Origin of the sequence: Hymenobacter amundsenii (genome assembly GCF_002204745.1) — a bacterium.
Taxonomy (GTDB): domain Bacteria; phylum Bacteroidota; class Bacteroidia; order Cytophagales; family Hymenobacteraceae; genus Hymenobacter; species Hymenobacter amundsenii.
In genome coordinates, this window is record NZ_NIRR01000018.1 from 20,167 (window position 1) to 43,574 (window position 23,408).

The 23,408-nt window shown below is 63.3% G+C and carries 25 protein-coding genes; all 25 read right to left on the reverse strand.

Annotation, left to right across the window (positions count from 1 at the left end; all coding sequences use genetic code 11):
• Positions 1-251: 251 nt before the first annotated feature.
• The 25 genes from CDA63_RS11660 to CDA63_RS11785 all read right to left on the reverse strand — a co-directional run bounded on the left by CDA63_RS11660 (position 252) and on the right by CDA63_RS11785 (position 23,395).
• Positions 252-833, reverse strand: a complete 582-nt coding sequence (locus tag CDA63_RS11660; protein ID WP_088464632.1) for a recombinase family protein — start codon at positions 831-833, stop codon at positions 252-254.
• Positions 830-1,549 (reverse strand): hypothetical protein, encoded by a 720-nt coding sequence (locus tag CDA63_RS11665; RefSeq protein ID WP_088464633.1) that lies wholly within the window; start codon positions 1,547-1,549, stop codon positions 830-832. Before CDA63_RS11665 ends, CDA63_RS11660 begins: the two co-directional genes overlap by 4 nt.
• 126 nt (positions 1,550-1,675) lie before the next feature.
• Positions 1,676-5,296: a phage tail tape measure protein gene (locus CDA63_RS11670; protein WP_088464634.1), complete on the reverse strand. Its 3,621-nt coding sequence runs from the start codon at positions 5,294-5,296 to the stop codon at positions 1,676-1,678.
• Positions 5,297-5,473: 177 nt separating this feature from the next.
• Positions 5,474-5,923, reverse strand: a complete 450-nt coding sequence (locus CDA63_RS11680) for a hypothetical protein (RefSeq protein WP_088464636.1) — start codon at positions 5,921-5,923, stop codon at positions 5,474-5,476.
• Positions 5,920-7,395 carry a hypothetical protein gene (locus tag CDA63_RS11685; RefSeq protein WP_088464637.1) on the reverse strand — a complete coding sequence of 492 codons (1,476 nt, stop codon included), beginning with the start codon at positions 7,393-7,395 and terminating at the stop codon, positions 5,920-5,922. Before CDA63_RS11685 ends, CDA63_RS11680 begins: the two co-directional genes overlap by 4 nt.
• Positions 7,392-9,353, reverse strand: a complete 1,962-nt coding sequence (locus tag CDA63_RS11690; RefSeq protein ID WP_088464638.1) for a SprB repeat-containing protein — start codon at positions 9,351-9,353, stop codon at positions 7,392-7,394. Before CDA63_RS11690 ends, CDA63_RS11685 begins: the two co-directional genes overlap by 4 nt.
• A gap of 3 nt (positions 9,354-9,356) precedes the next feature.
• On the reverse strand, positions 9,357-9,905 hold the full coding sequence (locus CDA63_RS11695; RefSeq protein WP_088464639.1) for a hypothetical protein: 549 nt from the start codon (positions 9,903-9,905) through the stop codon (positions 9,357-9,359).
• Entirely contained in the window at positions 9,905-10,714 is an 810-nt protein-coding gene (locus CDA63_RS11700; RefSeq protein WP_088464640.1) for a hypothetical protein, read from the reverse strand. The genes CDA63_RS11695 and CDA63_RS11700 overlap by 1 nt, the downstream gene beginning before the upstream one ends.
• A gap of 208 nt (positions 10,715-10,922) precedes the next feature.
• Entirely contained in the window at positions 10,923-11,156 is a 234-nt protein-coding gene (locus tag CDA63_RS11705) for a hypothetical protein (RefSeq protein WP_088464641.1), read from the reverse strand.
• On the reverse strand, positions 11,156-12,130 hold the full coding sequence (locus CDA63_RS11710) for an amidoligase family protein (RefSeq protein ID WP_165768280.1): 975 nt from the start codon (positions 12,128-12,130) through the stop codon (positions 11,156-11,158). The genes CDA63_RS11705 and CDA63_RS11710 overlap by 1 nt, the downstream gene beginning before the upstream one ends.
• A gap of 204 nt (positions 12,131-12,334) precedes the next feature.
• A complete protein-coding gene (locus tag CDA63_RS11715; protein ID WP_088464643.1) occupies positions 12,335-12,616 on the reverse strand; it encodes a hypothetical protein in 282 nt (93 codons plus the stop codon).
• A 204-nt stretch (positions 12,617-12,820) separates the two neighbouring features.
• Positions 12,821-13,225: a hypothetical protein gene (locus CDA63_RS11720; RefSeq protein ID WP_088464644.1), complete on the reverse strand. Its 405-nt coding sequence runs from the start codon at positions 13,223-13,225 to the stop codon at positions 12,821-12,823.
• The gene (locus CDA63_RS11725) at positions 13,222-13,779 is read right to left on the reverse strand and encodes a glycoside hydrolase family 19 protein (protein WP_088464645.1); all 558 of its coding nucleotides are present in this window, start codon (positions 13,777-13,779) and stop codon (positions 13,222-13,224) included. The genes CDA63_RS11720 and CDA63_RS11725 overlap by 4 nt, the downstream gene beginning before the upstream one ends.
• Positions 13,780-13,789: 10 nt before the next feature.
• The gene (locus CDA63_RS11730; RefSeq protein WP_088464646.1) at positions 13,790-14,356 is read right to left on the reverse strand and encodes a phage holin family protein; all 567 of its coding nucleotides are present in this window, start codon (positions 14,354-14,356) and stop codon (positions 13,790-13,792) included.
• A complete protein-coding gene (locus CDA63_RS11735) occupies positions 14,356-15,372 on the reverse strand; it encodes a DUF6712 family protein (RefSeq protein WP_088464647.1) in 1,017 nt (338 codons plus the stop codon). Before CDA63_RS11735 ends, CDA63_RS11730 begins: the two co-directional genes overlap by 1 nt.
• A complete protein-coding gene (locus CDA63_RS11740) occupies positions 15,359-16,750 on the reverse strand; it encodes a hypothetical protein (RefSeq protein WP_088464648.1) in 1,392 nt (463 codons plus the stop codon). The genes CDA63_RS11735 and CDA63_RS11740 overlap by 14 nt, the downstream gene beginning before the upstream one ends.
• On the reverse strand, positions 16,750-17,076 hold the full coding sequence (locus CDA63_RS11745) for a hypothetical protein (protein WP_088464649.1): 327 nt from the start codon (positions 17,074-17,076) through the stop codon (positions 16,750-16,752). Before CDA63_RS11745 ends, CDA63_RS11740 begins: the two co-directional genes overlap by 1 nt.
• A 292-nt stretch (positions 17,077-17,368) precedes the next feature.
• The gene (locus CDA63_RS11750) at positions 17,369-19,027 is read right to left on the reverse strand and encodes a hypothetical protein (protein WP_088464650.1); all 1,659 of its coding nucleotides are present in this window, start codon (positions 19,025-19,027) and stop codon (positions 17,369-17,371) included.
• Complete coding sequence (locus CDA63_RS11755; protein ID WP_088464651.1) at positions 19,014-19,706, reverse strand: hypothetical protein; 693 nt, start codon at positions 19,704-19,706, stop codon at positions 19,014-19,016. Before CDA63_RS11755 ends, CDA63_RS11750 begins: the two co-directional genes overlap by 14 nt.
• On the reverse strand, positions 19,681-20,970 hold the full coding sequence (locus CDA63_RS11760; protein ID WP_088464652.1) for a DNA modification methylase: 1,290 nt from the start codon (positions 20,968-20,970) through the stop codon (positions 19,681-19,683). Before CDA63_RS11760 ends, CDA63_RS11755 begins: the two co-directional genes overlap by 26 nt.
• Positions 20,963-21,619 carry a hypothetical protein gene (locus CDA63_RS11765; RefSeq protein ID WP_088464653.1) on the reverse strand — a complete coding sequence of 219 codons (657 nt, stop codon included), beginning with the start codon at positions 21,617-21,619 and terminating at the stop codon, positions 20,963-20,965. Before CDA63_RS11765 ends, CDA63_RS11760 begins: the two co-directional genes overlap by 8 nt.
• Positions 21,616-21,978, reverse strand: coding sequence for a hypothetical protein (locus tag CDA63_RS11770; protein WP_088464654.1), 363 nt, complete (start codon positions 21,976-21,978; stop codon positions 21,616-21,618). The genes CDA63_RS11765 and CDA63_RS11770 overlap by 4 nt, the downstream gene beginning before the upstream one ends.
• A 103-nt stretch (positions 21,979-22,081) precedes the next feature.
• Positions 22,082-22,309 (reverse strand): hypothetical protein, encoded by a 228-nt coding sequence (locus CDA63_RS11775; protein WP_088464655.1) that lies wholly within the window; start codon positions 22,307-22,309, stop codon positions 22,082-22,084.
• Positions 22,310-22,313: 4 nt separating this feature from the next.
• On the reverse strand, positions 22,314-22,889 hold the full coding sequence (locus CDA63_RS11780) for a hypothetical protein (RefSeq protein ID WP_088464656.1): 576 nt from the start codon (positions 22,887-22,889) through the stop codon (positions 22,314-22,316).
• A gap of 56 nt (positions 22,890-22,945) precedes the next feature.
• Positions 22,946-23,395: a hypothetical protein gene (locus CDA63_RS11785; protein WP_088464657.1), complete on the reverse strand. Its 450-nt coding sequence runs from the start codon at positions 23,393-23,395 to the stop codon at positions 22,946-22,948.
• Positions 23,396-23,408: the final 13 nt, after the last annotated feature.

Genomic DNA, 23,408 nt, shown 5'->3' on the forward strand with positions numbered 1-23,408 from the left:
GGGTGTCAGTTTGGGTGTCAGTTCAGCTAGAATAACCGCCCCCGAAAGCGGTACCATTGGCCGTGTACCTTACGCCAGTAGGTGTAGTAGAAGTGCCGCTTTGGCTTCGGCACGACGACATGCCGGGCTGGGGGTAATAATACAGCTGTGCCGGGGGTGGTAGTCTCCAGTACAGTATTTAGCAGAAGGGCGGGTATGAAGTTCATACCCAAAACTGCCACCCCCTGCCTCGGCCCGAAAGGACAGGAAAGCTACTCGACCAGGTACTTAGCCACCGTGCTGGGCGAAAGCTCCAGCGCCGTGGCAATGGCCCGATTGGAGCTACCGGCAGCCTTCAGCCGCTTCACGTGGGCCACCACGCCGGCGTCGACGCCCGGCCGGCCCAACACCTTGCCCTTCGCCACGGCCTTGGCCAGGCCGGCCTTCGTGCGCTCCCCCAGCCGCACTCGCTCCTGCTTGGCAATGGTGGCTAGGATGCCGATTATGGCGTCTCGGAACAGCCCAGTGCTGTCCAGATACTGCTCTGTAAATGACTTGAACTGTACTCCAGCGCTGGAAAGTCGCTGCAGATAGGTGAGAGTTTCCATGACTCCCTCTCGGCTGAATCGGTCGAGGGCCCAAAAAAGGACGACGTCGAAGCGGCGCTGGTGGGCATCCTGGAATAGTCGCAGGAACTGCGGACGATCTGCGCGTGCGCCGCTTTCGCTATCGACATAATCTCCAACCACCGTATAACCGCTTCGAGCCGCGAAGGCCCGTAATTCTCTGAGTTGGTTTTCATTGTCCTGTCCTTTATCGCGGGTGCTCACGCGGGCATAGATGGCAGCTCTCATGGACGTACCCAACGCTCTGAAAAGTCCCCCAGGATGCGCGATTGACGTTCCATCTTGGGGTACAGAGGGTTATTCAATTTATTAGGAGCAGCTATTTCTGGCTCTTCCCATTTAAGAATTCGCTCGAAGTACATCCCATCACGTCGGGCCACTGGCTTTTCTCTTAACTGAATGTTTTCCGCTCTGAGTGGCAACTTATGCTCTACACGCAGGAATTCACCTACTTGATCTTCATCAATGGCACGGTAAAACTCATCGAAGAAGATATCGTCAGGAAGATGAACAGAGTCATCAATATTAAATGACTGATCCGCTTGGCGGTTTAGTCTGGGATTATAAGCCCGCATTCTAACCGATTTGGGGAAGTGGTCGTTCTCGACCCACAAAAACCAGCCTCTTGCTTCGAAGCGCAGGTATTGCTCCTTATATGCTTCGAAGATGAAATACGGAGACAAGTTGACGAGTACCACCGCGTCAGCTATGCTATGATCCACCGGAACTCTATGCTCTGGGTGGTTGAGTGCTGCTAACTCCAGAACCCTCGTGTTGGGAGAGGCTTCTACCACTTTCCAGATTTGGCCTGCCCGCAGCAGAGGATGGTAGTTTTCATTCTCACCACCTCGTCGCATGAAATATTCACCGGGGTGCAGGCGGCTGCCATCGGCGGCCAGGAACTTAGGGTAATCGTAGGTCGGGGGAAAGTTGGAAGTAGCCATACCCAAACCTACGAAACCCCCTCCAAAAAAGGCTCGGTTTCTGGACACTTTTCCCATCCGCCAAAACGCCCCCGAAAACACTGTTTTTCGGGGAAGTTTTTCAAACCCTTTTCTGGACACCCCCTCTTACCGGATTTCGGCCGCCTTGCGCGTAGCCTCCCGCTCGTCGAGGGTTTGCTCTAGGCCGTACACGTCGAGGTGCACGGCCAGCTCCTTCGCCCACTGCTCCACGTTGCCGAGCCGCGAGTCGAGGCGGTCGAGCACCTGCACGAGCCGCTCTTCGCCGGCGGGCCTGGGGGCGGTAGCCGTCGGCACCACGTCGTCGGAGGTGGCCCCACCCTCGCGGAAGCCGCGAGTCTGGCGCTTGGCCTCCAGGAACTGTTCGATCTGCACCACTTTCGGGTCGGCCCGCATCCACTCGGGAATCACGTACTCCTTCTCGTGTACGACGCCGGCGATGGGATACCCCTCGGCATCGAGCAGCTTGCCGTTGGCCGCGACCGTGAAGCCGGCCATGCTCAGGCCGCCATCTGCCTGGCCGCTACCGGTGTCGCCACCCTTGCGGAAGCCCAGGCCCAGGATTTTGGCAACGCCCGCGCCAGCCGCCGCACCAGCTGCCACGTTGGCCCCGACCGTGTAGGCCGTGCCCAGGGGGATGGTAACTGGCGGAGCGATGGCCGCAATCTTGGCGCCGGCCTCGGCGTTGGAAGCGAACTGCTTGGGCAGGCTCATGTAGATTTCGGCGATGGATAGGGCTTTCTGGACCGCCATCGCCGCTTTGTAGAGCAGGGTTTTCTTACCCGTCACCTCCAGCAGCGTAGCCAGCTCGTCGGAATGCAGCACGTTTTTGGCGGCAGTCAGAAACTTCTGGGCACGATATAGGCCCTCTTCCTGGCCCTTGCGGCTGGCCACGAAGTCCGCCTGGTCCTTCAGCTTTTCGGCCGTGAGCTTCTTATACTCGGCCGACTCTTCCCCCGATTTCTGCTTAATCAGGTCCAGTTCCCGCTCCAGGGCGGCCTGCTTGACGGCGTACACCGCATCCTGGTAGGCCCACTCATCCAGTTCGCCGTTGGCCAGCTTTAGCTCCAGCTCGGCTAGCCGCTGCTCAGTTTCGGCCTCGTCCACCGCGATGCGCTTATCGATTTCCTCCTGCTTGCGCTTCTCAGACTCCTCATCAAACTTGGCCTGTAATTCGCGCAGGCTCAAGTCACGCTCTTCGATAATGGCCTCTACCCGCTCGGTGTAGTCGGATTCCAGTCCGGTGAGCTTATCGACCTGTGCGGAGGCGGCCTGGAACAACTTGTCGCGCTGCTGCTGGCGGCGGGTCAGTTCGTCGTTGTCGGCCTGTTGCCCCAACTGGTTGCGCAGCACGTCGAGGCGGCTGAGCTCACCCAACTCCTCGGCCACGATTTTTTTTAGGTTATCGAGGCGCAGCTGGTCGGCCGCTTTCTGGTCAGCCTCCCGCTCCTTGCGGGCCTTCTCTCGGGCCGTTTGGGCATCCTTGGCCGTTTTATCGCGCTCGGCCTGGGTGGTGCCGTCGCCGCCACCGCCGGGCTTGTTGCCGGCGGCATCATCGCCACCGGCTGGGGCTGGAGCATCAGGCTCGGTGGGCCGGGCGGCGCGGGTGGCGTTGAACGCATCCAGATAAGCCCGGCCAGCGGCCCCGCCGATGCGGTTGAATTCGTCGACAGCCCCACTGATGTCACCGGCCATTACGGCCTTCCAGGCCTTGCCCACCTGCCCGAAGCTGACTTTAGCCGCGGCGCTGAAGCCCTCGAAAAATGCCGGCGAGTCGCGCAGCATGTCAAACAGCAACCGTAGCGGGGCAATCATCAGCACGAGTAGTGCCTTCGCGTTGGCCGACTGCTGGCCCCACTCCAGCGTAGCCTTGGCCATATCGCTCAGCACGCCCCACAACAGGCGGGTCGGCGTGAACAGAAACCGAATCACGGCCCCCAGCCCGTTGGCAATATCTTTCGCCAGGCTCCCCTCCTTGCTCACGAGCCCCATCTGCTCGGCTACGCGGCCCAACTCGTCCCACATCTCGCGCACCGGCGCGACTGCCTCCTTCCAGGTAGCGGCCAGCGACACGAGCAGGGTGTAGAGGAAGGTCATGGCCCCGTTGGAGAGCACCTCCATCGTGTTGCCGGTGCCTTCGAACTCTTTGGCCAGCTCGTTCTGGGCGCCGGCCAGTTCCTTCTGGGAGGCCAGCAGGGCCTCCTGCTGCTGAATGTAGGGGTTGGTGTGGTCAATCAACTCATCGATGCCGCCGCCTACGTTGCGCAGCGACTTCAGATAGTCCAGACCGGCGTCCTCGCCCGGGCCGCCGAACACGTCGGCAATCACCGTCTGCAGCTGCGCGGCCGGCACCTGGGTGTCGTTCATCTGCGTCGACACCAGCTTCAGCGCCTCCACCGACGAGATGCTGCCGTCGTTGATGCCGGCGAACAGCTTCTTGGTGAACTCGGTGCCGAAGGCGGCCTCCAGCGACTCGCCGGTGGCCTTGGTCTGCTCCCGGATGCGCAGGCCGAACTCCTTCACCACGTCGACCCCCTTATCGGAGAACACGCCATCGGTCTGGCTCTTGCTCACGATGGCCACGAACTCGCTGGCCGACACGCCGGCGGCCTTGAACTGCGCGGGGTACTCGCGCAGCTGGTCGAGGAACTCGCCGTTGGCGTCGGCCCCGCTTATAAAACCTTTCTCTATCAGGTCCAGCGCCTCCTTCTGGGAGATGCCCATTTGCTTGCTGAGCGAGTTGCTGGCCACTAGCACCTCGTTGTACTCCTTGCCAAACGTCTGGCTCAGGGCCCGGATGCCAGTGCTCAGCGCATCCAGCTCCTGGCCACTGGCCCCGGTCAGCGAGTTGATATCGGAGCGCATCTTGCCGATTTCGGTGGTCGTGTTGATGACCTCCGCCCCGAATTCCTTAATCATGTCGAGGGCGGCTTCCGCGCCTACGGCCACGCCGGCGAAGGACAACGCGTCTTTGAAGGTGAGGCCCGTTTCGGTGGCCTCGCCCATTTCCTTTTTCACGTCCTCGATGCGGTCCTTGAGGGCCTTGTAGTCCTTGAGCAGCTTGGCCCGGCCCGGGTCGTCGCCGGCCAGGTCGTCGAGCTGCTTTTCCAGCGCCGACGCCGAGGCTTTCATCTGGCCAAACGTGGCGTCCACTTTCTGGCCATTGAGCACTACCTGGCGGTTTTCCTGGTTGGTGCGCTCGGTGGCCTCCGCTAGCTGGCGCTGCTCAGCAGCCAGTTCTTCCGCCGTTTTCTGGTAGGTCCGCATCTCGGTGCCGGCGGCCTGCACACGCTGCTGCAGCACCTGGTAGTCGCGCAGCAGCGCGGCCCGGCCCGGGTCGTCGGCCGACACCTGCTCCAGCTGCGTGGCCAGAATGCCGGCGGCATCCTTCATCTCGCGCATGGAGGCCGTCGAAAGCTGGCCACTGCGCACGGTGGCCGTCTGGGCCTGGGCCAGCTGCTCGGTCTGCTCAGCCAGCTGCTGCTGCTCGGCGGCCAACTCCTCGGCCGTTTTCACGACCGCCCGCATTTCGGCGCGGGTTTCGGCAATCCGCTGGTTCAGCCGGGCGTAATCGTCCTGGAGCTTGGCCCGACCCGGATCATCCTGGGCCATCTTACCCAACTGACTATTGAGCACGGCCAGGCCAGCCCCCATCTCCTTAATGGAGGCGTTGGGCTGCTGGGCATCGAGTACTATGCGGACTTTTCTCTCTTCGCTATTCTCTGCCATCGCACAGGGCGGCCCGCAGGCCTTGAATTTTATCGTTTATGTCCAGCGCCTCGATAGTGCACCGGGTAAATTCAGCCGAGGCAACAGGCAGTCGCTTAAGCTTATTGGTGAGTACATTCAACGTGAACACCAGCGTGCTCAGGCTCTCGTTTTGGTTTGCTCCCATCGTCGCTTATCTTAAAAGTTAACTTGTAGATCATCCGCCGGCAGCGCCTCCGACACGGCCGAAATAAGCAGCGTGCCGTGGAGCTCACTCATGAGCTCGGCCAGGCGTTTGGTCTGGTAGGCTATTTCGCGCGAGTACCACTTCTTGGCCTTGCGCTCCCGGCGCTTGAGTTGACCCCGGCTGTTGCGGATTCTGTCGTAGCCATCGTCGCCTTTGCGCACGCCCTGGCCCATCCCCCGGCCCACGCCCATATCCACGAACTTGCCGTAGAGGGCGTAGCTCAGTTGCAGCTGCAGCCGCCCGGTGGCCGCGCCAATGACCTGCTTGCGGAAGCTGGCCATCAGCGCCCCAGTCTGGCGGATGCGCAGCTTGCGAATGTTGGTAATAAAGCTCTCGACCGTGAAATCGAGCCACTTGGTGGCTACTTCCAGCTCCTGCTGGTTGAGATTGTCGAGGATCATAATCGGATGGGTCGGTAGGTGAAGCGGGCGGATTCGAGGCGGCGCGACGTGTTCAGGCTCACGCTCACCTTCTCCCAGAGGTATTTGCGGTAATTGACCAGCTCCTTGCGGGCCGGGTCGAGGGCCAGCAGGTCGGCCACCCGGAAGCTGGCCGTGCGCTGCTCACTGCCGGCGCGGTCCAGAAAGCCGAGCCAGGCGCTGTACTGGTGGAAATACAAGTCGGGCCAGTCCAGACCGGGCAGCCGGTCGGGGTCGGGGCTGGCGCTACTGGCCAGCGGGTAGGTCTGGCCGTCCTGGTCGGCCGTCACCCCGAAATCGTAGAGCAGGTGCAGGCCGGCGCGGCTCTCCAGTCCGGCTTCGAACGCCGGGCTGGAGCCTTTGGCCAGGATGCCCGGCACGTGCCGGCGGCTGTTGTCGGCCGGGTCGGTGGCCACCACCATGTGCAGCGTGCCGGCGGCCGAGTCGATGGTGGTCTGGCCGGCCCCGATGCGCAGCTGGGCCCAGCTGGTGTCGAGGGTTTTGTTGAGCTCGTCGTCGGCCAGCGCCATTTTCAGCAAAAAGCCCCCGCCCAGCGCCGGGCTCAGGCGACCCGGCCCGGCCGTGCGCTCGAGGTAACCGGGCTCGGCCACCACGTCGCGTAGGCGACCGATGCGCACGCGGGGGCGCACGGGGTGGAACAGGAACATGAGCCCGAACAGCTTCTGCAGCGACACCAGGAATTCGCCCACGCCCATATCGGGCACGTGCTCGGCCAGGGCAAAGTCGGCGGGCAGCACCGGCACCGGGTCGTTGGGCGCGGCCAGCACCTCCACGGCCCGGTCGGAGTAGCAGACCAGCTGCGCGGCGTCGGCCAGCCACTCCCCTTCTACCTGGTAGCCCAGGGCCCCAAACACGGCCCGCAGCAGGTACACCAGGCGCGGGAACGGCACGATGGGGTACTGCCAGGCGGCGGGCGTGTTGGTGCGGTAGACCCCATTTCGGTAGTCATTTACCAAGCCTCCAGCCTGCTCAAATGGCTTGTTCTTACCGCCGTAGAACTGCGGGTGGTGCATGGTAGGCAGCGCGTAGGCCGCGGCATCGGGGCGCAGCTCCAGCAGCACCCGGCCCAGCTCGAGCTGGCGCAGGGTGCGGCCGGCGATGCGGGCCTGCAGGTCGGCCGCATCGGCGGCAAACGTGTAAGACCAGACGCGCTTTTGCTCGTCGGCTTCCTTGTAGAGCAGGCTGCCGCGCCGCCAGAGCACCTCATCGATGTAGCAATCGTAGGGCTCGGGGGCGATGGTTTCGCCCTGGGCGGCCCGCAGGTGCGGGAAGTTGAGCCGGCGCAGGTTGCCCGGCGTCCAGGGCACGGAAAACGAGTACGACGTGGTGCCGGGCACCGAGTCGAAGCGAAACAGCGGGCTCTGGATTTCGAGGCTGATGGTGGTGTTCTCGCTCAGGTCGAGCACCCCGGCGGCATTTTCAAAGCGGATCATAAGCGGCCGGATTCAGGGCCCACGGCGGCCGGGGTGGTGCCAGCGGGCGTGGGGGGCAGGTAGGGCGTGAACTGCTGCTCGATGGGCAGCACGAACTCCACTTCCAGCGTGGGCACGGTTTTGCCGTCGTCGAGCAGATTCACGGTTTTGGTTTTCAAGTAGCCAGCCAGCCACCGGCCGCTATTGAGCAGCAGCACCCGACGGCTGAGCAGCAGCTCCTGCAGGGCCAGCATGGCCGCCGAACCCAGGGCCACGCCGCTGGCCAGCTTGAGCACTGGCTTGAGCTCCCGCTCCAGCACGGCCGTGTCGCCCACCAGCGGGTCGTAGGCGAGCGAGCGGGTGAGTTCCACCTGCTCGCCGCTCAACTCGGCATCGTGCTGGGCTTCGCCGGTGGCCACAAACGTATTCATGCCACCGAGGCTATTGGCGTAGAGCAGGTAGCGCCGAAACGGCTTCACCCGGCGGTCGAGCACGTAGCGGCGGGTCTCGCTGAGGCCGTTGCCCTCACCGTCGACGATGTCCACTTGCCAGTCGACCAGCAAGCGGCTGCTGGCGGGCGTGAGCTGGGCCGCCACGAGTTGCGCGTACCCCACGCCAAAGCAGAATACCTCGAACCGGGCCACGTCCAGCACACGGTGCATGGTGCCGACCTGGCTGCTGCCATCAGTGAAATTGAGGCGAAACCGACAGCTGATCTGCGCGGTGGCAGCCAGGCTCTGGAAATACAGAAACTCGGGCTGGTCGGCAAATACCGCCTTGTCGTTGGCATCCCACGTCAGAAATGGAAAGCGGCCAGGCTGGTAGGAGTTGAACCAGGTGCGAGCCGCCGCTTCGGCGCTGCTCAGCCCGCCGAGCAGGGCGTAATGCTGCACCAGGTCGGTGGCGACGCTGCGAACCGGCGGCTCGCCCGAGAGCTGTGCATGGCGCAGGTAAAAGCGCCGAAATAGCGCCGTGGCCCGCTCCCCTACCGGCCCGGTGGCGGGCGGCACGTGGTAGGCCAACTCGGGGGCCAGCAGCTCCTGCACCTGAAACGTGGTGCGGCCGGCGCGGTCGGCCGGCTGCTCCAGCTCGGTACCCACCGGCTCAAACACCCCGCTTAAATAGTCGCGCTCCACCAGCACCTGGCACGCGAACGTGAGGCCGGGCAAGGTACTGGGGTCGGCACGGTAGTCATCGCCGGCATCGAGGGGCAGAGCGATGGGGTTGCGTACGAAGTAGTAGCGAAACTCGCTCGCCCCGACGACTACCGTGGTCTGGCAGCCCAGCGAGTCGGTGATGGTGCACGCGTAGGTGCCGTCGGCCAGGTCGGAGCGAGTATTGGTCGTCTGGGCCGGGTCATCGTCCCAGGCATAGGTGTAGGGAGCCGTGCCGCCCGACACGCGCAGCGTCACGAGCTGATCGGTTTTGTCAATCACGACCTCGATGCGCGTGTTCTGGCCCACCGTAACCGGCAGCAGCAGCTGGGCCCCGCTTTCGTGGCGGATCGTAACGGTGTAGTTGCCGGCCACCAGCTGGTCGCGGTCGGCGGTGGTAGCTCCGTCGCTCCAGCTGTAGGTGTAAATGCCGGCGGGCGAGTCGGCGCTTAGCTCCAGCTCCACGATGCCGCCGGCCGCGCCGAAGCACTTGTTGTCGGTGACGGTGGCCGTGGCCACGATGGTGTGCGGGTCGGTGGTGAAGCCACCCACCCCATCGTGGAAGTAGCCAGTACGCGTGGGGCCCTGCACCGTGAAATGAAACTCGAAATCAGTGGCCAGCGACAGGTTTTCGGGCGGGGCCTCGCCGGTGCTGGTCTCCTGGGTGTAGGAGCCGCCGGCGGGGAAGGCCGTAAACACGACCTGCAGCGTGTCGGTATCGAAATCGTAGCGGTCGGCGCCGTAGTAGTTACCGAACGACTGGTCGTAATCCCGGTCGCCGAAGCTGCCGTTGGGCCGCCATTCCTGGAGAAGTGTAATCAGCATGGCTTAGGAAGAGAAGGCCGCCGGGTTGTAGGCCAGCGCGGCCGTGGCGGGGTTGGTGAAATCAAAATCGAAGCGCGTGCCGTACCAGGTGCCGTCGCCGACCGGGCCGATGGTGTCGGCCGTGATGGACTTCTCGTCGACGCGCACCTTCACCTGGCCGGCCAGCGCGTGCAGCACGGCGGCCATGATCTGCTCGCCGGTCTGCTCCGAGGCATCAATGGCGACTTCGACCTGGTCTTGGTCCTTGGGGTTGGCGATTTTCTGGAACACGTAGAAGGCCCCCGACCGGCGGCGCTGCTTGTGGTCGCCGCCGTTGTCGAGGTACTGGGTGTGGCAGCTTTCGACCACCAGCACCTGGGAAGTCGCGCCGGGTTTGTAGTAGCGGCCGAGCATGTTCTCGGTCATTTCGGCCAGATCCACTATTTTCTGGAACGGGTCGATGCTGACCACCACGCGGGCGAAGCGGACCACGGCGGGCGTGTGCTGAATAAGCTGGTGGCGCGTGGCCAGGTCGCGGAACAGGGCGACGTACTGGGAGTGACGGAGTAGCATTAGCGGGCAGTTTGGTGTTTGCGGGCCTCGCGGGCCCGGTCGTTCATTTCAGCCAGGATGGTGCGCAGGTGCTGGCCAGCAGTTTGCTCCAGCGGCCCGAACGCGCCGCCCGAAAGCTGGCGCAGCACCCGGCCCCAGTCGCCTTTCTCCTGGGCCGCGGTGGTGTTGTCGGCCGCGTCGAACACGTCGGGGTAGTCGGCCTGCAGCTGGGCCCGGCAGCCGCGGTACCAGAGCATGATGCTGAGCTTATCGGTGTCGGCCACGTGACGCAGCCGGTGCGCGTAGTGGGCCACGTTGTGCTCGTTGAAGGGCTGGCGGGCGTCGCCGTTCCAGTCGGGCTGACCCGGGCCCACACCGGCGCGGGCCGGGCGGTAGAGAGCGGCCAAGAAGTGGTCGAGCGCCTCGGGCGACTTGCGCAGGGCGTACTGGCAGAAGTAGGTGTCGGCGAACATGAACTCGCCGAAGCGCACGCCGCTCAGCGCGTCGCCGGGGCCAGTAAAGGCGCGGTCCTTACGCGGCGTGGTCTTGGCTGGCTGGTGCAGTTCGGGCAGCAGCTGGCGGGTGAGGTGGTGCTCGTCGGAAAAAACGAAGTCGGTGAGGCCGTAGAGGCCTTTTACCTGCACCTCGGGCAACTCGATGAGCAGTTCTATTTCGGCCCCGGTAATAACGCTGAGCAGGCGCAGGCGGGTGGGCCAGAACTCGGCCGGGCCATAGAGCACGCGCACCACGTCGGCGAGCTGGGCGCGGGTGAGTTCGTTCCAGGTGCTGGCCGGAGCGAACTGCCGGCCCCAGATGTCGAGACGTTCCATGCAGCAAAACTGCCGATGGCTGCCTCGGGTAGAAAGGACACAAAAAAGCCCCCGGCGGGTTGCCGGGGGCGATGATTACATCATATGCTGCCAGAGCCACTTTAGCCCTAGCCATGCTATTATTAGCGCGGCCAAGCCCAACGCGGCCAGCATCAGGCCGCCGAGGATGCGTTGGCCCAAGTTAGGCCAGCCATGCGGTCGTAGCGGCTCATGGCGCCAGCGTCAGGAAGCCACCGGCCACCAAGTCGTCGATGAAGTTGAGGGCGTTGTCGGTGCGGACCATAGTACCGTTCTGCATCTGGCAGCGCCGGGCGTATTCCTCCATGAAATCCTCGGGCCCTACGGTAGGGGCCCACTTTTGTGAATCGTCGCGCAGGGCCAGTACCAGGCCCCACGCGGAAGGGGCCGTTACCTGGCCCCCTCCGAGTAGTTCGTATGTCATTAGGCAGTTTGCAGGGCCGCTTGGCGGCGGGTGTAGTAGGTGGCGATATCGCGCTGGTTGAAGGTAGTAAATTCGGCTACGGGCAGGCTGGGCGTTACCAGGCGCTGGGCCGAGTAGTCGATCAGGTTGTTGAGCAATTTCACCCAAAAGCTGATTTTTTCAAAGTCGGTGCTGGCGCTGTGCTGGCGAAATTCTACTGTGCCGTGGCGGAAGAAGCTCTGCATGTTCACCTTGTGGTAGCGGTTGCCGGCGTTGGCGGCGGTGCTCAGCTCCTGGGTGGTGGTAGCGGCCAGGATGGCCCGCTCGGCGGTGGCCAGCGCCCGGCCCCGGCGCAGGCTCTGGCAGTAGGTGTTGTTGCTGCCCCGGCGGCTGGCGGGCATCAGGCGGTCGATGGTGGGCTCCAGGACCAGGTAGTTGCGGAATACCTGCCGCAGGTGCTCGATGCTCAGGTCGCGGGCGCCGAAGTGTACGTGCAGGCCGCAGGAGCGGTTTACGCGGGCGCCGCAGTTGCGTAGGGCGCGGCAGGCGCGGGCTAGGTCGTCGAGGCCGTCGCAGCCTTGTAGTACCGGGCTTACCAGTTCGAAAGCGTCGGCGCCGCTTACGCTGCCGTCGCTTACTATTTTCCAGTGGGGTCGGGCGGCGTGGTTGTAGCCCTCGGCTTCGGCCTCCAGGCCCTGGGCCCGCAGCTCGGCCAGCAGCGTGGCGCGGGGTACGCCGTAGGCCTCTATTTCTACCCCGAAGGTGCGGGTGAAGCGGGCGGGCTGGAAAGCGGCCAGCGCCGGGGCGGCAGCGGGCGTTACCAGGGCCCGGGTGGCGCGGGTGGCGACCCAGGCGGCGTACACGTTCTGGGCGAAGCCGTAGCCTACGCTCATCAGCGTGGCTACTTCGCGGCGGCTCAGGCCCAGGGCGAAGAGCTGCTGCATCTTCCAGGTTTTGGTGGTTCCGGTAGTGGCGAGGATTTGGGCGGTCGTCATATCGTAGTGCGTTGTTAGCGTTCCGTTTAGGTGATACAAACAACGCATCCTTTTCCGCCCCTATCAAGTTAAAACACTTGTTTTTGAGTGTATTAGCGCAGATTCCATGCACGGTACAACCGCCCGACTGGCAGGGTGCAATAGGGCACGAGAAAGCCCCGGCTGGTGGGCCGGGGCTCTCGCGTAGGGTGTGTGAAAGGGCGCTTATTCGAGTTCAATGATACGCTTTTCCAGCCCGGCAATTACCTGCAGCAGCTGCTGCTCTAAGTTGCTGAGCGGGCCCAGGGCCATCAGACCGTAGGCCCCGAGTATCTCCAGACCTTCGATGGTACTGACGAACACCGGGTCGGCTTTGGGCTGGCGTGGCGGCGGGCTGGATTCTTCCTGCTTATCCGCCTGCTCACCAATATCCGAGCGCCAGCCGTCGCCAGTGCCATTGGGGTCCTCGTCCTCGCGGCCGAAGCCGATGGGTTTGTTCTTCGCCATAATACAGCAGTCGTGGCAAGCCGGGGTAATCGCTGCGAACACCAGTAAACTCTTCCGAGCACCTTAGCATACGGGTCATGCTCCCGCTCTACACCCCGGCCGTATGACGACGGCCGAAGTGCTCGGATTGTGATTTTATTGGTAGTTCGCGGGGCGAAGGTAGGCAACGAAACTGCCCCGGCCAGCACGGCCAGGGCAGAAATTTTACGTGCGCCAGGGCTTGAGCCAGAGCACCAAGCCTACGATGGCCACGATGACGGCCGCCGTGGTGAGCTGGCGGCCGGTGATGCCCTGCTGCACCGACACGTCGGAGTCGGTGTTGCCCACGTTCTTCAGCTTCACTTTGCCGCTGGCCGGGGCGTTGACGTTGGCCAGCGCCTGGGTCTGGGCGGCGGTCCAGCGCTCGACCTGTTTGGCCGAGGCCTGCGCCGGCGGCGGCACTAGGTACGCCGGCAGTTTGGCCAGCTCCTGCAGCGAGTCGGGGTTGGCCGGGCGCAGCAGCACCGGCACATCGCGGGTGGCCACGCAGCCAGCAGCCAGCCAGAAGATAAGCAGCACGGCGGCAATTAGTGCCCAGTCGCGGAAGCAGAGTCCTTTCAGCGGATTCATACAAGCGGGGCTGAAACGTTACCACCCGGCACGCCCAGGGCGCGGGCCGCAACCAGGAACCGAGCCTCCCGGTCGGCCAGCCCATTTACTCCTCCGTTGATGGAGCGGGTGATGCCGATGAACTTGTTCTGATCGGCCAGCGCGTTCAGGTTGCGCGAACTCCAGTACCAGCCGGCCGACAGGGCCGCGAACTGGGGCGATTCGAGCAGCAGCGGGTTGGCGCACAAGTCGACCCCGAAGGCCCGGCCCAGGGCCCCGTAGTTGGTGCGGCCGGTAATCTGGATCAGGCCGCGCCCCCGGAAGCGGACCCCGTCGCCGGGCTGGACATTGCCCAGGTCGCGGCGGCCCTCGTAGGCGACTCCGGAGGCGTACTCGCGCACGGCGTTGAAGCCGCAGCTTTCGTGGCCGATCTGGGCCAGGAAGTGGGCCACCCGGAGCGGCGTGCTGATGCCGTAGCGCGTGAGCGTGGCGTTGATGGGGCCGAGGAAGCGGTCGGCCTCGGCAGCTGAGCAGCCCGTTACGGCCGCCATCAGCTGAGTTTTGGTCAATTGCATTGCACTGGTTTTAAGTGGAAACGTCGCAGTTGGGAAGCGGCTCGGGCGGCAGCTCAGGCAGGACCTGAGCGGACTGGGCTTCGGCCGTGATGGTCACCCCATCGACGACCATGGCCCCGGTTTCGCCGGGCGGGATTTTGGAGCGAAACGAGCCGGTTTCCTCCCAGTCGGTCATGCCCTGGCGCAGGAAGGCAGGCAGCGGCAGGCCCCGGCCACCGAGGCCGCGCAGGTTCTCGTCGATGGACTTGACCTCGATGATGAGAATGAAGAAGTAGATGGCTCCTTTGAAGCCGATGGCCAGGGCGGGCGCGAAGGGCAGCAGCTGCCCGTCGATTTGAATGGAGCTCAGCACGTGAGCTACCACGATGCCCACGCTGTAGTCGCGCAGCTTGATGAACATCTGGCGCATTCCCCGCGAATGAAACCGGCCCTGCCGGAAGCTGCGGGCCATGCCCAGCATCGTATCGAGCAGGAACATCACCATGAGGAACGCCAGCGCGTTCCAGTCGGAGAAGATGTACTTCTGGAACAACTGGCCGCACTTGAGCAGCACGTCGATGGGGGTAACAAGCAGCATCAGGACAGGCGATAAACTTTGGATTCGGGGGTATTGAGCGGCACCACGGCCGCGTTGGGGGCACGGTAGGGCCCCAGGCGGAAGTAGGTGGCATAGCGCGTGGCCGAGGCCCGCTCGTTGAGAAAGCGTCGCATCTTTTCGAGCAGGATATCGGCCGAATGCTGGGCATCGAAGGCGCGGGCCCGCAGCAGCTGGTCGAGGCCGGCGTCGGCCTCCTTGCTGTTGTCGGTATCGATGCGGGCTACGGCCAGTTCGATACCGTCACCGGTGAGGCGCAGGCCCAGTTCGGGCACGGCCCGCGCCAGCGTGCAGGCGGCCAGCGCCGGTTCGACGAACTGGGTCAGCAAGTCGCGGTTTTCTTCGCTGAGCGTGCGGGTACGGACCTGGTCGCGCAGCTCGCTCAGGAAATCGTAGCCGATTTGAGGCTCGAGCACGAATAACTCCTGCTTGCGAATCAGCGGCACGAGGGCGGCAAACACAGTCCACGAGGCCGAGATGTTCTCGTACTGGCTGAACTGCTCGGCACTCACCAGCAGCTGCCGGCGGTACACCTGGCCTTCGCCGGCAGCCCAGGCCTCCAGCTCAGGCGAAGCGGCGCGGTTAGCTTCGAGCCAAGCCAGCAGCGCGTTCATATCCTGGTAGCCCTTGCGGGTGAGGGTTTTGCGCAACGCCGCAATCTGCCACCCAAAGGCGGTTTTCTGCGTGTCGGTGCTCACGATGTGAATGCCCGTCTGGTCGATGCTCACCTGCAGCTCGTCGAGCGAGCCGGCCACGGCCAGGCGACCCAGCGGGGCCTGCACGCGGGCCAGCAGCTTGCCAGCCAGCGTGTCGTCGGTGGGCGCGACAGTGCCGGCGTCGTACTGGTCGTCGAGCCAGTGCAGCAGCGTGGCCCCGAGCACGGGCAGCAGCAGGTGGGTGCGCAGGTGTTCTTCTTCGCGGTGCACTGGCTCAGGCACGGTGGTGCTGTCCACGGTCACGTAGCGGCGCAGCTCGTCGGCGGTTTTAAGCAGGCTCATTAGCATCGGGGTTGCCGCCGGTGGCGGATTCAGAATTGGATTTGCTCACGTCGGCCGTGTGGGCTAGCGGGTTGAGGAAGCGGAATTCGAGGTCGTCGGGCCAGCCGTTGTAGTCGCGCACCAGGTAGAGGGGCTCCAGAATCAAATCCTGGTGGAAGCGGTGGGTGCTGATGAAGTTGTTGAAGGCGATGCGCTTATCGGAGCCGCTGCCGGCGCCCATCCCCTTGCCGGGCGAGATGCCGACCAGCGTCGGGTCCACGCTCAGGGCCGTGTAGATGTGGGAGCTGGCCTCCTGCGAGTCCTCGATGTAAATGCCCGACTTGATCTTGTCGTCGATGGCCGTGACCTTGAAGGCGCTAATCGGCTCGCCGGTGCGCGGGTCGGTGATGGTCAGGCTCAGGATGGACTTGCCCGCGCCCTGAGCACCGCTCATCGTTTTCTCGAAGTCGGCCAGCTCATCGCCGATGATGCGACGGCGCTCCTCGGTGGGCTTGGCGTCCCAGTCCGGGTATTTCCACTTCCAGTAGCCCTCGTGCGCCTCAATCAGGTACTTGACGCTGATTTGGTTGGCGAACAGGGCCTTCTTGAATTCGGGAATGGCCTGGGCAATATCGAGCCAGCCCGAGCGGCGGATGCTGTTCCAGCTGGCCAGCTGATACAGCGCCTTGCCGGGGCTGGGCAGCGCCAGCGGGTACACGTACTTGAAGCCCCGGGTGTCGGCTTTGAGGGCCTCCACCGGCTCGTAATAAGGGTCGAGCACCGGCACGCTGGTCGTGTACTCGTCACCGGGCTTGGCTTCGGGCCAGTTGGCGGAGATGTGCACGTAGTCGGGCACCGGCTGCCCGGCTTTGGGCAGCCCGTACCGGCAAAATGCCGCGTCCTGGGTCGTGAGCGCCGTTATCTTCTGCTTATTGAGCGACTGAATGAGCTCCGGGTAGCTCTGGCCGAACGTGAACAGGTTCTGCAGGCCCTCGTAAGCGTAACGCGGAATGTTGCTGCGCCGGAAAAACAGCTCCACGTCGGGCAGACGCTGGCGCTCAAAGATTTCGTTGCCGGCCTTATCGAAACCGGTTACCCGCCCGTACACCACGCCCCCACCGTACACGGCCCGTGTTTTCCACTCCAGGACGCTTGGCAGAATCGTGTTGGTTTCGATGGACTTAATGACCTGCTGCGGGAAGTCGTTGGCCTCGCCCCACAGCGCCACGTCGCCGCTCTGCCCCTTTTCAACGGGCGAAGAGGGCGCGGCCCCGTCGCCGGTAGCCGAACTGCCGGCGCTGCCGGCGGCGGCCCCCAGGGCCCCACCGAGGCGCACCATCGAACCCGTACCGGGCGAGTAGGCCAGCATTCCATTGCCGGCAAAAAGTAGCTGCTGCATCAGATTATGACTTTGCGGCCTTGCACGGCCACGATGAGGTAGATATGCACCTTCACCAGCTCCCCGGTGAGGGTATTGACCAGGTTGCGCGTGGCGTTGGTGAAGTGGCCCGGGTTGCGGGGCGTGGCCACTGGCCCGGCCGGTACCGGGGCCTGCTTGGCAGCAGCCTGGCGCTTGCCCGAGCCAATGCGGGCGGCCTTCAGCTCCCGGAACTCGCCGCCGGTTTTGCGCCGCCGGTCGCACGTGACGAACCGCACGGCCACCGGCGTACCGCTTTCAAGCAAGGCCAGCGCGTCCTTTAAGCGAATCGGGGCGGGTGTTTCCATGTCGCAAAACTGCCGATGCCTGACACGGTACGAAAGGACACTAAACCGCCCCTACGACCCGCAAAAGGCACAAAAAGCCAATCTCACAGCGTATTTAGTTTGCGGCGCGTGGGGGCCGTTTTCGGGGCGTCTGAGCGTTTCGCAGTCTCACCAGTCTAGCGCGATGCCCCGGCTTGCACTGTCGCCCGCCGGCAGCTGCCGAGGCCTGCCTCGGTGATATCTGTGGGGACCGGACACAAAAAAGCCCCGACCACTGGGCGGTCGGGGCTTGACTGGCCGACATCGATGTCGGTCACACGATGATCAGGGTACTGAAGTCGGGCGTGCTCATCACCACTTCGGTACCGATGTAGAGCATGTGCAGATCCACCGTGTCGGTGAAGTGGGTGGCGTGCTCCTGGGGGAAGCTCTCCTTGCGCTCACTCGTTTTGATCTTGCTGATGTTGCCCTTGGTATCCTGACCCACCGGGGCCAGCAGCATGGCCTGCACCACGTCCTTGGTATTGACCTTATTGAAGCGCATGCGGTAACGACGCGGGTCCTGCTCAGCCAGCACCTCCTGCCCTACCAGGTAGCGCGTGGGGTGGCCCGGCACGCGGCCCAGGTTGGCCCGCGTGATGCGCCAGCCCCGCGACTGCAGCACCTTGATGAACGTCTCGTTGAGCGTCCAGGGGCTGGCGGGGTTGCGGTTGTTGCCCCACTCAGCATCCTCCAGGAAGATGAGCTCCTTGCGCAGATGATTCTGGTAGTAGTCGCAGAAGCTGTTGGCCAGGTCACTTACCATGAGCGGATGCTTCACATACATACCCTTCAGCATGCGGTACTCGCGAGTATCGTCGTGCTTCTGGCCCAGCGTGAGCACGCTGATCTTACCACCCCAGTCCACGGCCCCTACGATGGGCAAGTGAGTGCGGCAGTCGCTATCCATCAGGCTGCTGGGCGTGCTGAGCTTCTTGAGGTTGTACTCCAGCCCCAGCACATAATCGTCGTTATCCGCATCCACCACGTGATCGGACTGGCTGAGCTTGGGATAGAAGCCCCCCTCCACGGTCGTGGGTCGCCGGTTCATGATTTCGATCATGAACGTGAAGTCAGTCATGAACCGGCGCTGGTCGAGCAGGTACTGCAGGCCCAGATTCTGGATGTTGTCGAACGCGTTGGCCTCGGAGTAGAACGTGCCCTTGTTGGCCGCCGAGGGGTAATAGCGGATGTCTAGCATCAGCTGCACCACCTGCTCGCGCCAGATGTGCAGGCGCTCCTCGTCTGTTTCCGCGTCGATAAAACGCACTTGCACCTCGATAAGCTCGTTTTGCCGAGCAATTAGGTCAATACCGTCGTTTTCGTAGTATTTACCATCCTCCAGTAACCAGCGACCCTGATCGCCCCAGGGCATCGAAGAGAACAGGAAAACACCGTGGTGCTTCGGGTTTTTGCCGAAAATGTGCCCGTTGCCCCGATTGGTGGCCGACAAGTCGGCATCGAGCTTCTCCTTGCTGAATAGCAAGGCTTCGTCGCCGATAAAGCCATCCACGTTCAGGCCCCGCGAGGCCGACCCACCGGCATCGAGGCTCACCAGGTGAAACCCGGTGCCGTTCTTGAAAATAATGAAGTGGTCGTAGCTCAGTGGCCCCTGCAGGGGCCGCTCAAACAGCTTGGAGGGGGCTGGCTTGCGACCCACGTAGAAGTCGCGGTCCAACTTGTAGCCTAGCTTTTCGAGCTGCGCAATCGTTGAGGGCAGCGTGCGGGTAAGCACTTGCTTGTAGGTCGAGCCTACGATGACCCAGCAGCTGCGGGGCATGGTCTGCACGATTTCATGGATATCCCAGGCGAGAATCGTCGACTTGCCCGTCCCCCGCCCCCAAACGCTACGTCCGTGCTTCTTATTCTTCGCCGTGATATAGCGCAGCTGGGGCTGGTTGAAACTGAGCTTGACGCGGTCAACGATTACCATCCGATGCGCCCTCCTCGCGCCGCTCGGTGAGCATCTTTTCCATTGCCTCACCCCCGAATACGTTCTGCTGCACGGCTTCTACCACCAGCTCATAATCCGCGTCTTGGATGCTTTCCGGGTCCATCAGGTTAATGGTGCGGGCTTTGCGCCCCTCTACCTGCAGGTTGATGATGTAGCTCGTGCTGCCGCCACCGGCACCACCTGCTTCCTCCTGGCCCGCGTCGGCCCGCAGCAGCCCGGCCACGTTGGCCTCGAACTTCATGGCCGCCAGCGCTGCCCGGGTGTCCGGGGGGCGCTGGGTGAGAGCCAGCTGCAGAATCTTGCGGGCAAACTCCAGCAGGATGGCCTTGCGGCCCTCCTTACGCACTTTCTTCAAATCACCCATCAGGTTCTGCGCATCGGCCAGCCGGCGGTAACACGTCGCGCGACTGATATCGAATTGCTTGGCCAGCAGCGGCCAGGCCTGGTCGAAGGTGTGGTAGTTGCTCAGCAGCGCGTAGGCCGACTCGATTTGCTGGTTGATCAGCTGGTCGGCCGGCGACAGTGCCTTCAGCCCCGGCCCTTCGCCGTTGGCCTCAGCGATGCTGGCGGCATAGATGCGCTCGACAGCCGTGCTCTTGTGCAGCACCACGTCCGAGGCGCCGGGCAAGTCTTTAGGCTGTAGCTGCGTAGACGACATACTCGCTCAGTTGTGCCTCGGAGAGTTCCTCCCCGTTGCGGGTGATGGTAAAACGGCGCTGGTTGTCGCCCATGAACTGCACGAAGCGGCGCACGTGCACGTCGCAGTAGCGCGGATCGAGTTCGATGGCGTGGCAGGCCCGCTGGGTCTTCTCGCAGGCAATGAGCAGGCTGCCCGAGCCGCCGAAACCGTCGAATACTACCTCGTCCTGCCGGCTGGAGCACTCGATCAGGTACTCCAGAATATCGAGCGGCTTCATCGTCGGATGGTCGGCATTGCGGCTCGGGCGGTCGAAGTGGAGCACCGTGGTCTGCTTGCGGTCCGAGTACCAGGGGTGGGCCGCGCCCTCCTTCCAGCCGTAGAGAATGGGCTCATGCTGCCAGTGAAAGTCCTGGCGGCCCATGACGAAGGCTTGCTTGACCCACACCAGGCACTGGCTCAGCTTGAGGCCCGCGTCCTTAAGTGCTGCGCGAAAATTGGCACCCTCGCTGTCAGCATGAAACACGTAGATGGGTGCCCCCGGGGCCGAGTAGGCGTACACGTTAGTGTAGAAGTCATAGAGGAACTGCCGGAACTCGTCGTCGCCCATGTCGTCGTTCTCGATGGTCAGGGCATCCTTGGTTTTGCCCTCGTACTTGACGTTGTAGGGCGGGTCGGTGTTGGTGAGTTGGATCAGCCGGCCCTGCAGCAGCGTCTGTAGCACGTCAGCCTCAGTCGAGGAGCCGCACACGAGCCGGTGGGTGAGCCCGCGGCCCACGCTCTGGAACTCGTACACGTCGCCGAGCACCGTTACCGGCACGGCCGGCGGCGTGGGGTCAAACGCCTGCTCCTCGGCCGGCGGTAGCGTGAGGGCCTGCAACTCGGCCAGCTGCTCGAGCATCGGCGCATCGAGGATGCTGGCCAGGTCGAGGTGGGCGAAGTTCTCCAGCAGGCTCTCGTAGTCCCACTGGCCCGCGCCTACGTTGCTGGTGAGGTTGTACTCGTCGAGTTCGTCCTTGGTGAGCTGCCGGTTGGGCACGCGCACGTCGATGAGCTCCTCGCCCCGGCCCAGGTCCACGAGCACGGCCAGGCGCTGGTGGCCGGCCAGCACCACGTTATCGAGGTTGATAGCCGGGATTTCGGCCAGGTTGAACTTTAGGATGCTGCGCGTGAGCCGCTCGCGGCCCTCGTCGGTGAGCGTGCGCGGGTTGTAGCTCAGGGGCACCAGTTCGCGCACCTGGCGCTGCTGGGTGGTCCAGCTTAAGGGAAGCAATTCTTCAGACACGTTGGGTAGGGGTAAGTTTTTCACGGATAAGGCTGATTTCTTCTTCCAGCGCCGGCAGCTCACTGGCCCGGTCAAGGCGCTTGCGCAGCTTGGCGCGGCGGCTGATGGCGTTGCTCAGGCGTCGGCGCAGCTCGCCGGCATCCACCAGCTCGTCGGTGGCCAGCGGGCCGGGCAGGCGGCCATGCTCCAGCAGGTGGGCCTCGGTGGCCAGCAGCTCACGCACCTGGTCGGTGAGGGCCACGATGCGGTGGGCCATCGTATTGCGGATGACTCTGGAGAGGCGCGGGGTGGTGAGCTGGGCGTGCAGCTGGCTGCGCTCGTCGCGGGTGGCTTTCAGGCGGGCCCGCACATCGGCCAGGGCCTCGGGTTCGGGCGCAGGCGGCGGTTCGTTGAGGATGGCTCGTTGCCAGTCCTGCTGGCTTATTTCAGCCCGCATCTGCTTCAGGTAGTCTTGCGAGAGGTTTGGCATTTCCTCGACCGGCCCCACCAGCTTGCGCAGCTGCTGCTCCAGCACCTGGCGGCTGTAGCTCGTCTCGCCCAGGGCGAAGAGTTGCCCGTACACGCCCGCGCCGCCGGCTTCAGCGTACAGCGCCACGCCCTGGGCGAAATCGACTGGGTTAGCCAGCCACGTCACGATAGAGACACTCATTGCGGCGAGTAGCTATTGCCCCAGGTGTAGTGCGTCCAGCGCGTGCGCAGGCAGGTATAGGTGAGCACCTCACCATTCCGCGCCACCGCGTAGCCGGCACCGGTAGTGCTCACCTGGGCCAGGCCGCCGGCGCTACGCACATACAGGCAATAGGAGGCCGCGTGGTACACGGTGTGGCACGAGTTGCGGCCATTACTGGTACTGCAGCTCAGGGAGGTGTAGGGCGGCGTGTACTGGCGCCCCTCCACGATGCCCGGCACCCGCTCCTGCCGGCCGCCAAAGCAGTCCGTCAGCAGCAGGCTCAGGACCAGCAGGCCGGCCAGTAAATGGCTGTTTTCTTGTATATCGCTCCATTTCATGCAGCAAAACTGCCAATGGCTGCCACGGTGAAAAAGGACGCAAAAAAGCCCCAGCCATGTGGCTGAGGCTTTTCCCCTCACTCCCCGTTCTCTCACTTCCGGGTTACTTGTTCACCGCTGGTGCAGCTCTCTTCCGCTTGGCCTTCTTCGGCACCAGGTAGATGAACTTGGGGTCCTGAACCAGCTCATTGGCCTGCTCCAGCGTAAGCTGGGTCAGGTCAACGGTACGGCCGAGTCGCTGGATCTCGATAACACAGGGCGTTATAGTGGCGGTGTACTTCTCCGCTACTTCAGGCCGCAGCTGGGGCTGGTTCAGGGTTTTCTTTGCCATCGATTTATTCGATAGGTGCTGGGGCACCGTTGACGCTGTTGTCAGGCTTCATCAGCACGTCGCCGGCGTAAATCTTGATGCCGGCAGCGTAGCACTCGGCTTTCACCGTAATGCCCCGACGGCCACCCGAGATTTTACCCGAGCCGTAGGCCGGGGCCAACTCTACTGGCAGACCATCGGCACCGACCTGAATGTAGGTACCATCGGCGTCGCGCACGAGCATGATGCCATCGATGTTCTTCACCAGGTTGAAGAATTCGAGGGCTGCAGGGCGGTTGCCGGGGTGGAAGCCTTCCAACTCAAGCTTCTGGCCCCGGCCGTCCCGCTCGCCTACTACGGCTCCCTTCAGCTCGCTGCTGTCCAGGGTCAGGTAGATGCGGATGAAGCCGAAACCCTCCTTAAACGCGTGGTCGGTGGCGATAATGGCCGAGGTGCCGGCTGGGGCGTCAGCCGAGTACTTCGGAGCCTTGGCGATGGTCGTAAACCAGTCGCTGGCCGCCCAGAGCACGTAGTTGAGCAAGCCCGGCGTGTTGTCCTCGCCGTTGAGGCCGCCCAGGCTGTTTAATTTCGACAGATCCATGGTGGGGTCGTTAGTCGTGATGGGATGATTGAATTACTACTGCGAGGCAGGCCGCGCTATTTCTTCTCGATGGGCACCAACAGGCCGCTCTTCGATTCGACGAGGAACTTGAGGGCCTCCTTGTTCTTACCCAGCTCCTCGGCCTTCACTTCCACGTTTTTGATGCGGAACTTCTTGCCCAGCACGCGGTACTGCTGCTTCTCGTAGGTCACGACAATCACGTCGGCCTGCGTTTGCGCTGCTTCCACGTTGGCCAACTGCTCGGCCTGGCCAGTGATGATGGCCTGAGCAGCTGCACGTTCGCCATTAGCGGTAGCTAGTTCGCCCTTCACAGCATCCAGCTGGTTCTTGTAGCCGGCTAGTTTTTCCTCTGCCTTAGCCAGTTGGCTCTTGGTGGTAGCCAATTGGCCCTTAGCGGCATCGACATCCCCTTGCAGCTGGGTATTTTGTGCCGTCAGCGACTCAATGGTAGGCTGGCGGGTTTCTTCGTTAGTATTCTCAGGCATGGCCAGTAGAAGC

Coding starts and splice junctions, on each gene's coding strand:
- CDA63_RS11710 (WP_165768280.1), bottom strand. CDS start 12,130: ATGACGACCGCCCAAATCCTCGCCACTACCGGAACCACCAAAACCTGG.
- CDA63_RS11785 (WP_088464657.1), bottom strand. CDS start 23,395: ATGCCTGAGAATACTAACGAAGAAACCCGCCAGCCTACCATTGAGTCG.
- CDA63_RS11690 (WP_088464638.1), bottom strand. CDS start 9,353: ATGCTGATTACACTTCTCCAGGAATGGCGGCCCAACGGCAGCTTCGGC.
- CDA63_RS11700 (WP_088464640.1), bottom strand. CDS start 10,714: ATGGAACGTCTCGACATCTGGGGCCGGCAGTTCGCTCCGGCCAGCACC.
- CDA63_RS11665 (WP_088464633.1), bottom strand. CDS start 1,549: ATGGCTACTTCCAACTTTCCCCCGACCTACGATTACCCTAAGTTCCTG.
- CDA63_RS11775 (WP_088464655.1), bottom strand. CDS start 22,309: ATGGCAAAGAAAACCCTGAACCAGCCCCAGCTGCGGCCTGAAGTAGCG.
- CDA63_RS11720 (WP_088464644.1), bottom strand. CDS start 13,225: ATGAATCCGCTGAAAGGACTCTGCTTCCGCGACTGGGCACTAATTGCC.
- CDA63_RS11705 (WP_088464641.1), bottom strand. CDS start 11,156: ATGACATACGAACTACTCGGAGGGGGCCAGGTAACGGCCCCTTCCGCG.
- CDA63_RS11740 (WP_088464648.1), bottom strand. CDS start 16,750: ATGCAGCAGCTACTTTTTGCCGGCAATGGAATGCTGGCCTACTCGCCC.
- CDA63_RS11670 (WP_088464634.1), bottom strand. CDS start 5,296: ATGGCAGAGAATAGCGAAGAGAGAAAAGTCCGCATAGTACTCGATGCC.
- CDA63_RS11695 (WP_088464639.1), bottom strand. CDS start 9,905: ATGCTACTCCGTCACTCCCAGTACGTCGCCCTGTTCCGCGACCTGGCC.
- CDA63_RS11715 (WP_088464643.1), bottom strand. CDS start 12,616: ATGGCGAAGAACAAACCCATCGGCTTCGGCCGCGAGGACGAGGACCCC.
- CDA63_RS11765 (WP_088464653.1), bottom strand. CDS start 21,619: ATGAGTGTCTCTATCGTGACGTGGCTGGCTAACCCAGTCGATTTCGCC.
- CDA63_RS11770 (WP_088464654.1), bottom strand. CDS start 21,978: ATGAAATGGAGCGATATACAAGAAAACAGCCATTTACTGGCCGGCCTG.
- CDA63_RS11750 (WP_088464650.1), bottom strand. CDS start 19,027: ATGGTAATCGTTGACCGCGTCAAGCTCAGTTTCAACCAGCCCCAGCTG.
- CDA63_RS11735 (WP_088464647.1), bottom strand. CDS start 15,372: ATGAGCCTGCTTAAAACCGCCGACGAGCTGCGCCGCTACGTGACCGTG.
- CDA63_RS11730 (WP_088464646.1), bottom strand. CDS start 14,356: ATGCTGCTTGTTACCCCCATCGACGTGCTGCTCAAGTGCGGCCAGTTG.
- CDA63_RS11660 (WP_088464632.1), bottom strand. CDS start 833: ATGAGAGCTGCCATCTATGCCCGCGTGAGCACCCGCGATAAAGGACAG.
- CDA63_RS11685 (WP_088464637.1), bottom strand. CDS start 7,395: ATGATCCGCTTTGAAAATGCCGCCGGGGTGCTCGACCTGAGCGAGAAC.
- CDA63_RS11725 (WP_088464645.1), bottom strand. CDS start 13,779: ATGCAATTGACCAAAACTCAGCTGATGGCGGCCGTAACGGGCTGCTCA.
- CDA63_RS11780 (WP_088464656.1), bottom strand. CDS start 22,889: ATGGATCTGTCGAAATTAAACAGCCTGGGCGGCCTCAACGGCGAGGAC.
- CDA63_RS11745 (WP_088464649.1), bottom strand. CDS start 17,076: ATGGAAACACCCGCCCCGATTCGCTTAAAGGACGCGCTGGCCTTGCTT.
- CDA63_RS11680 (WP_088464636.1), bottom strand. CDS start 5,923: ATGATCCTCGACAATCTCAACCAGCAGGAGCTGGAAGTAGCCACCAAG.
- CDA63_RS11755 (WP_088464651.1), bottom strand. CDS start 19,706: ATGTCGTCTACGCAGCTACAGCCTAAAGACTTGCCCGGCGCCTCGGAC.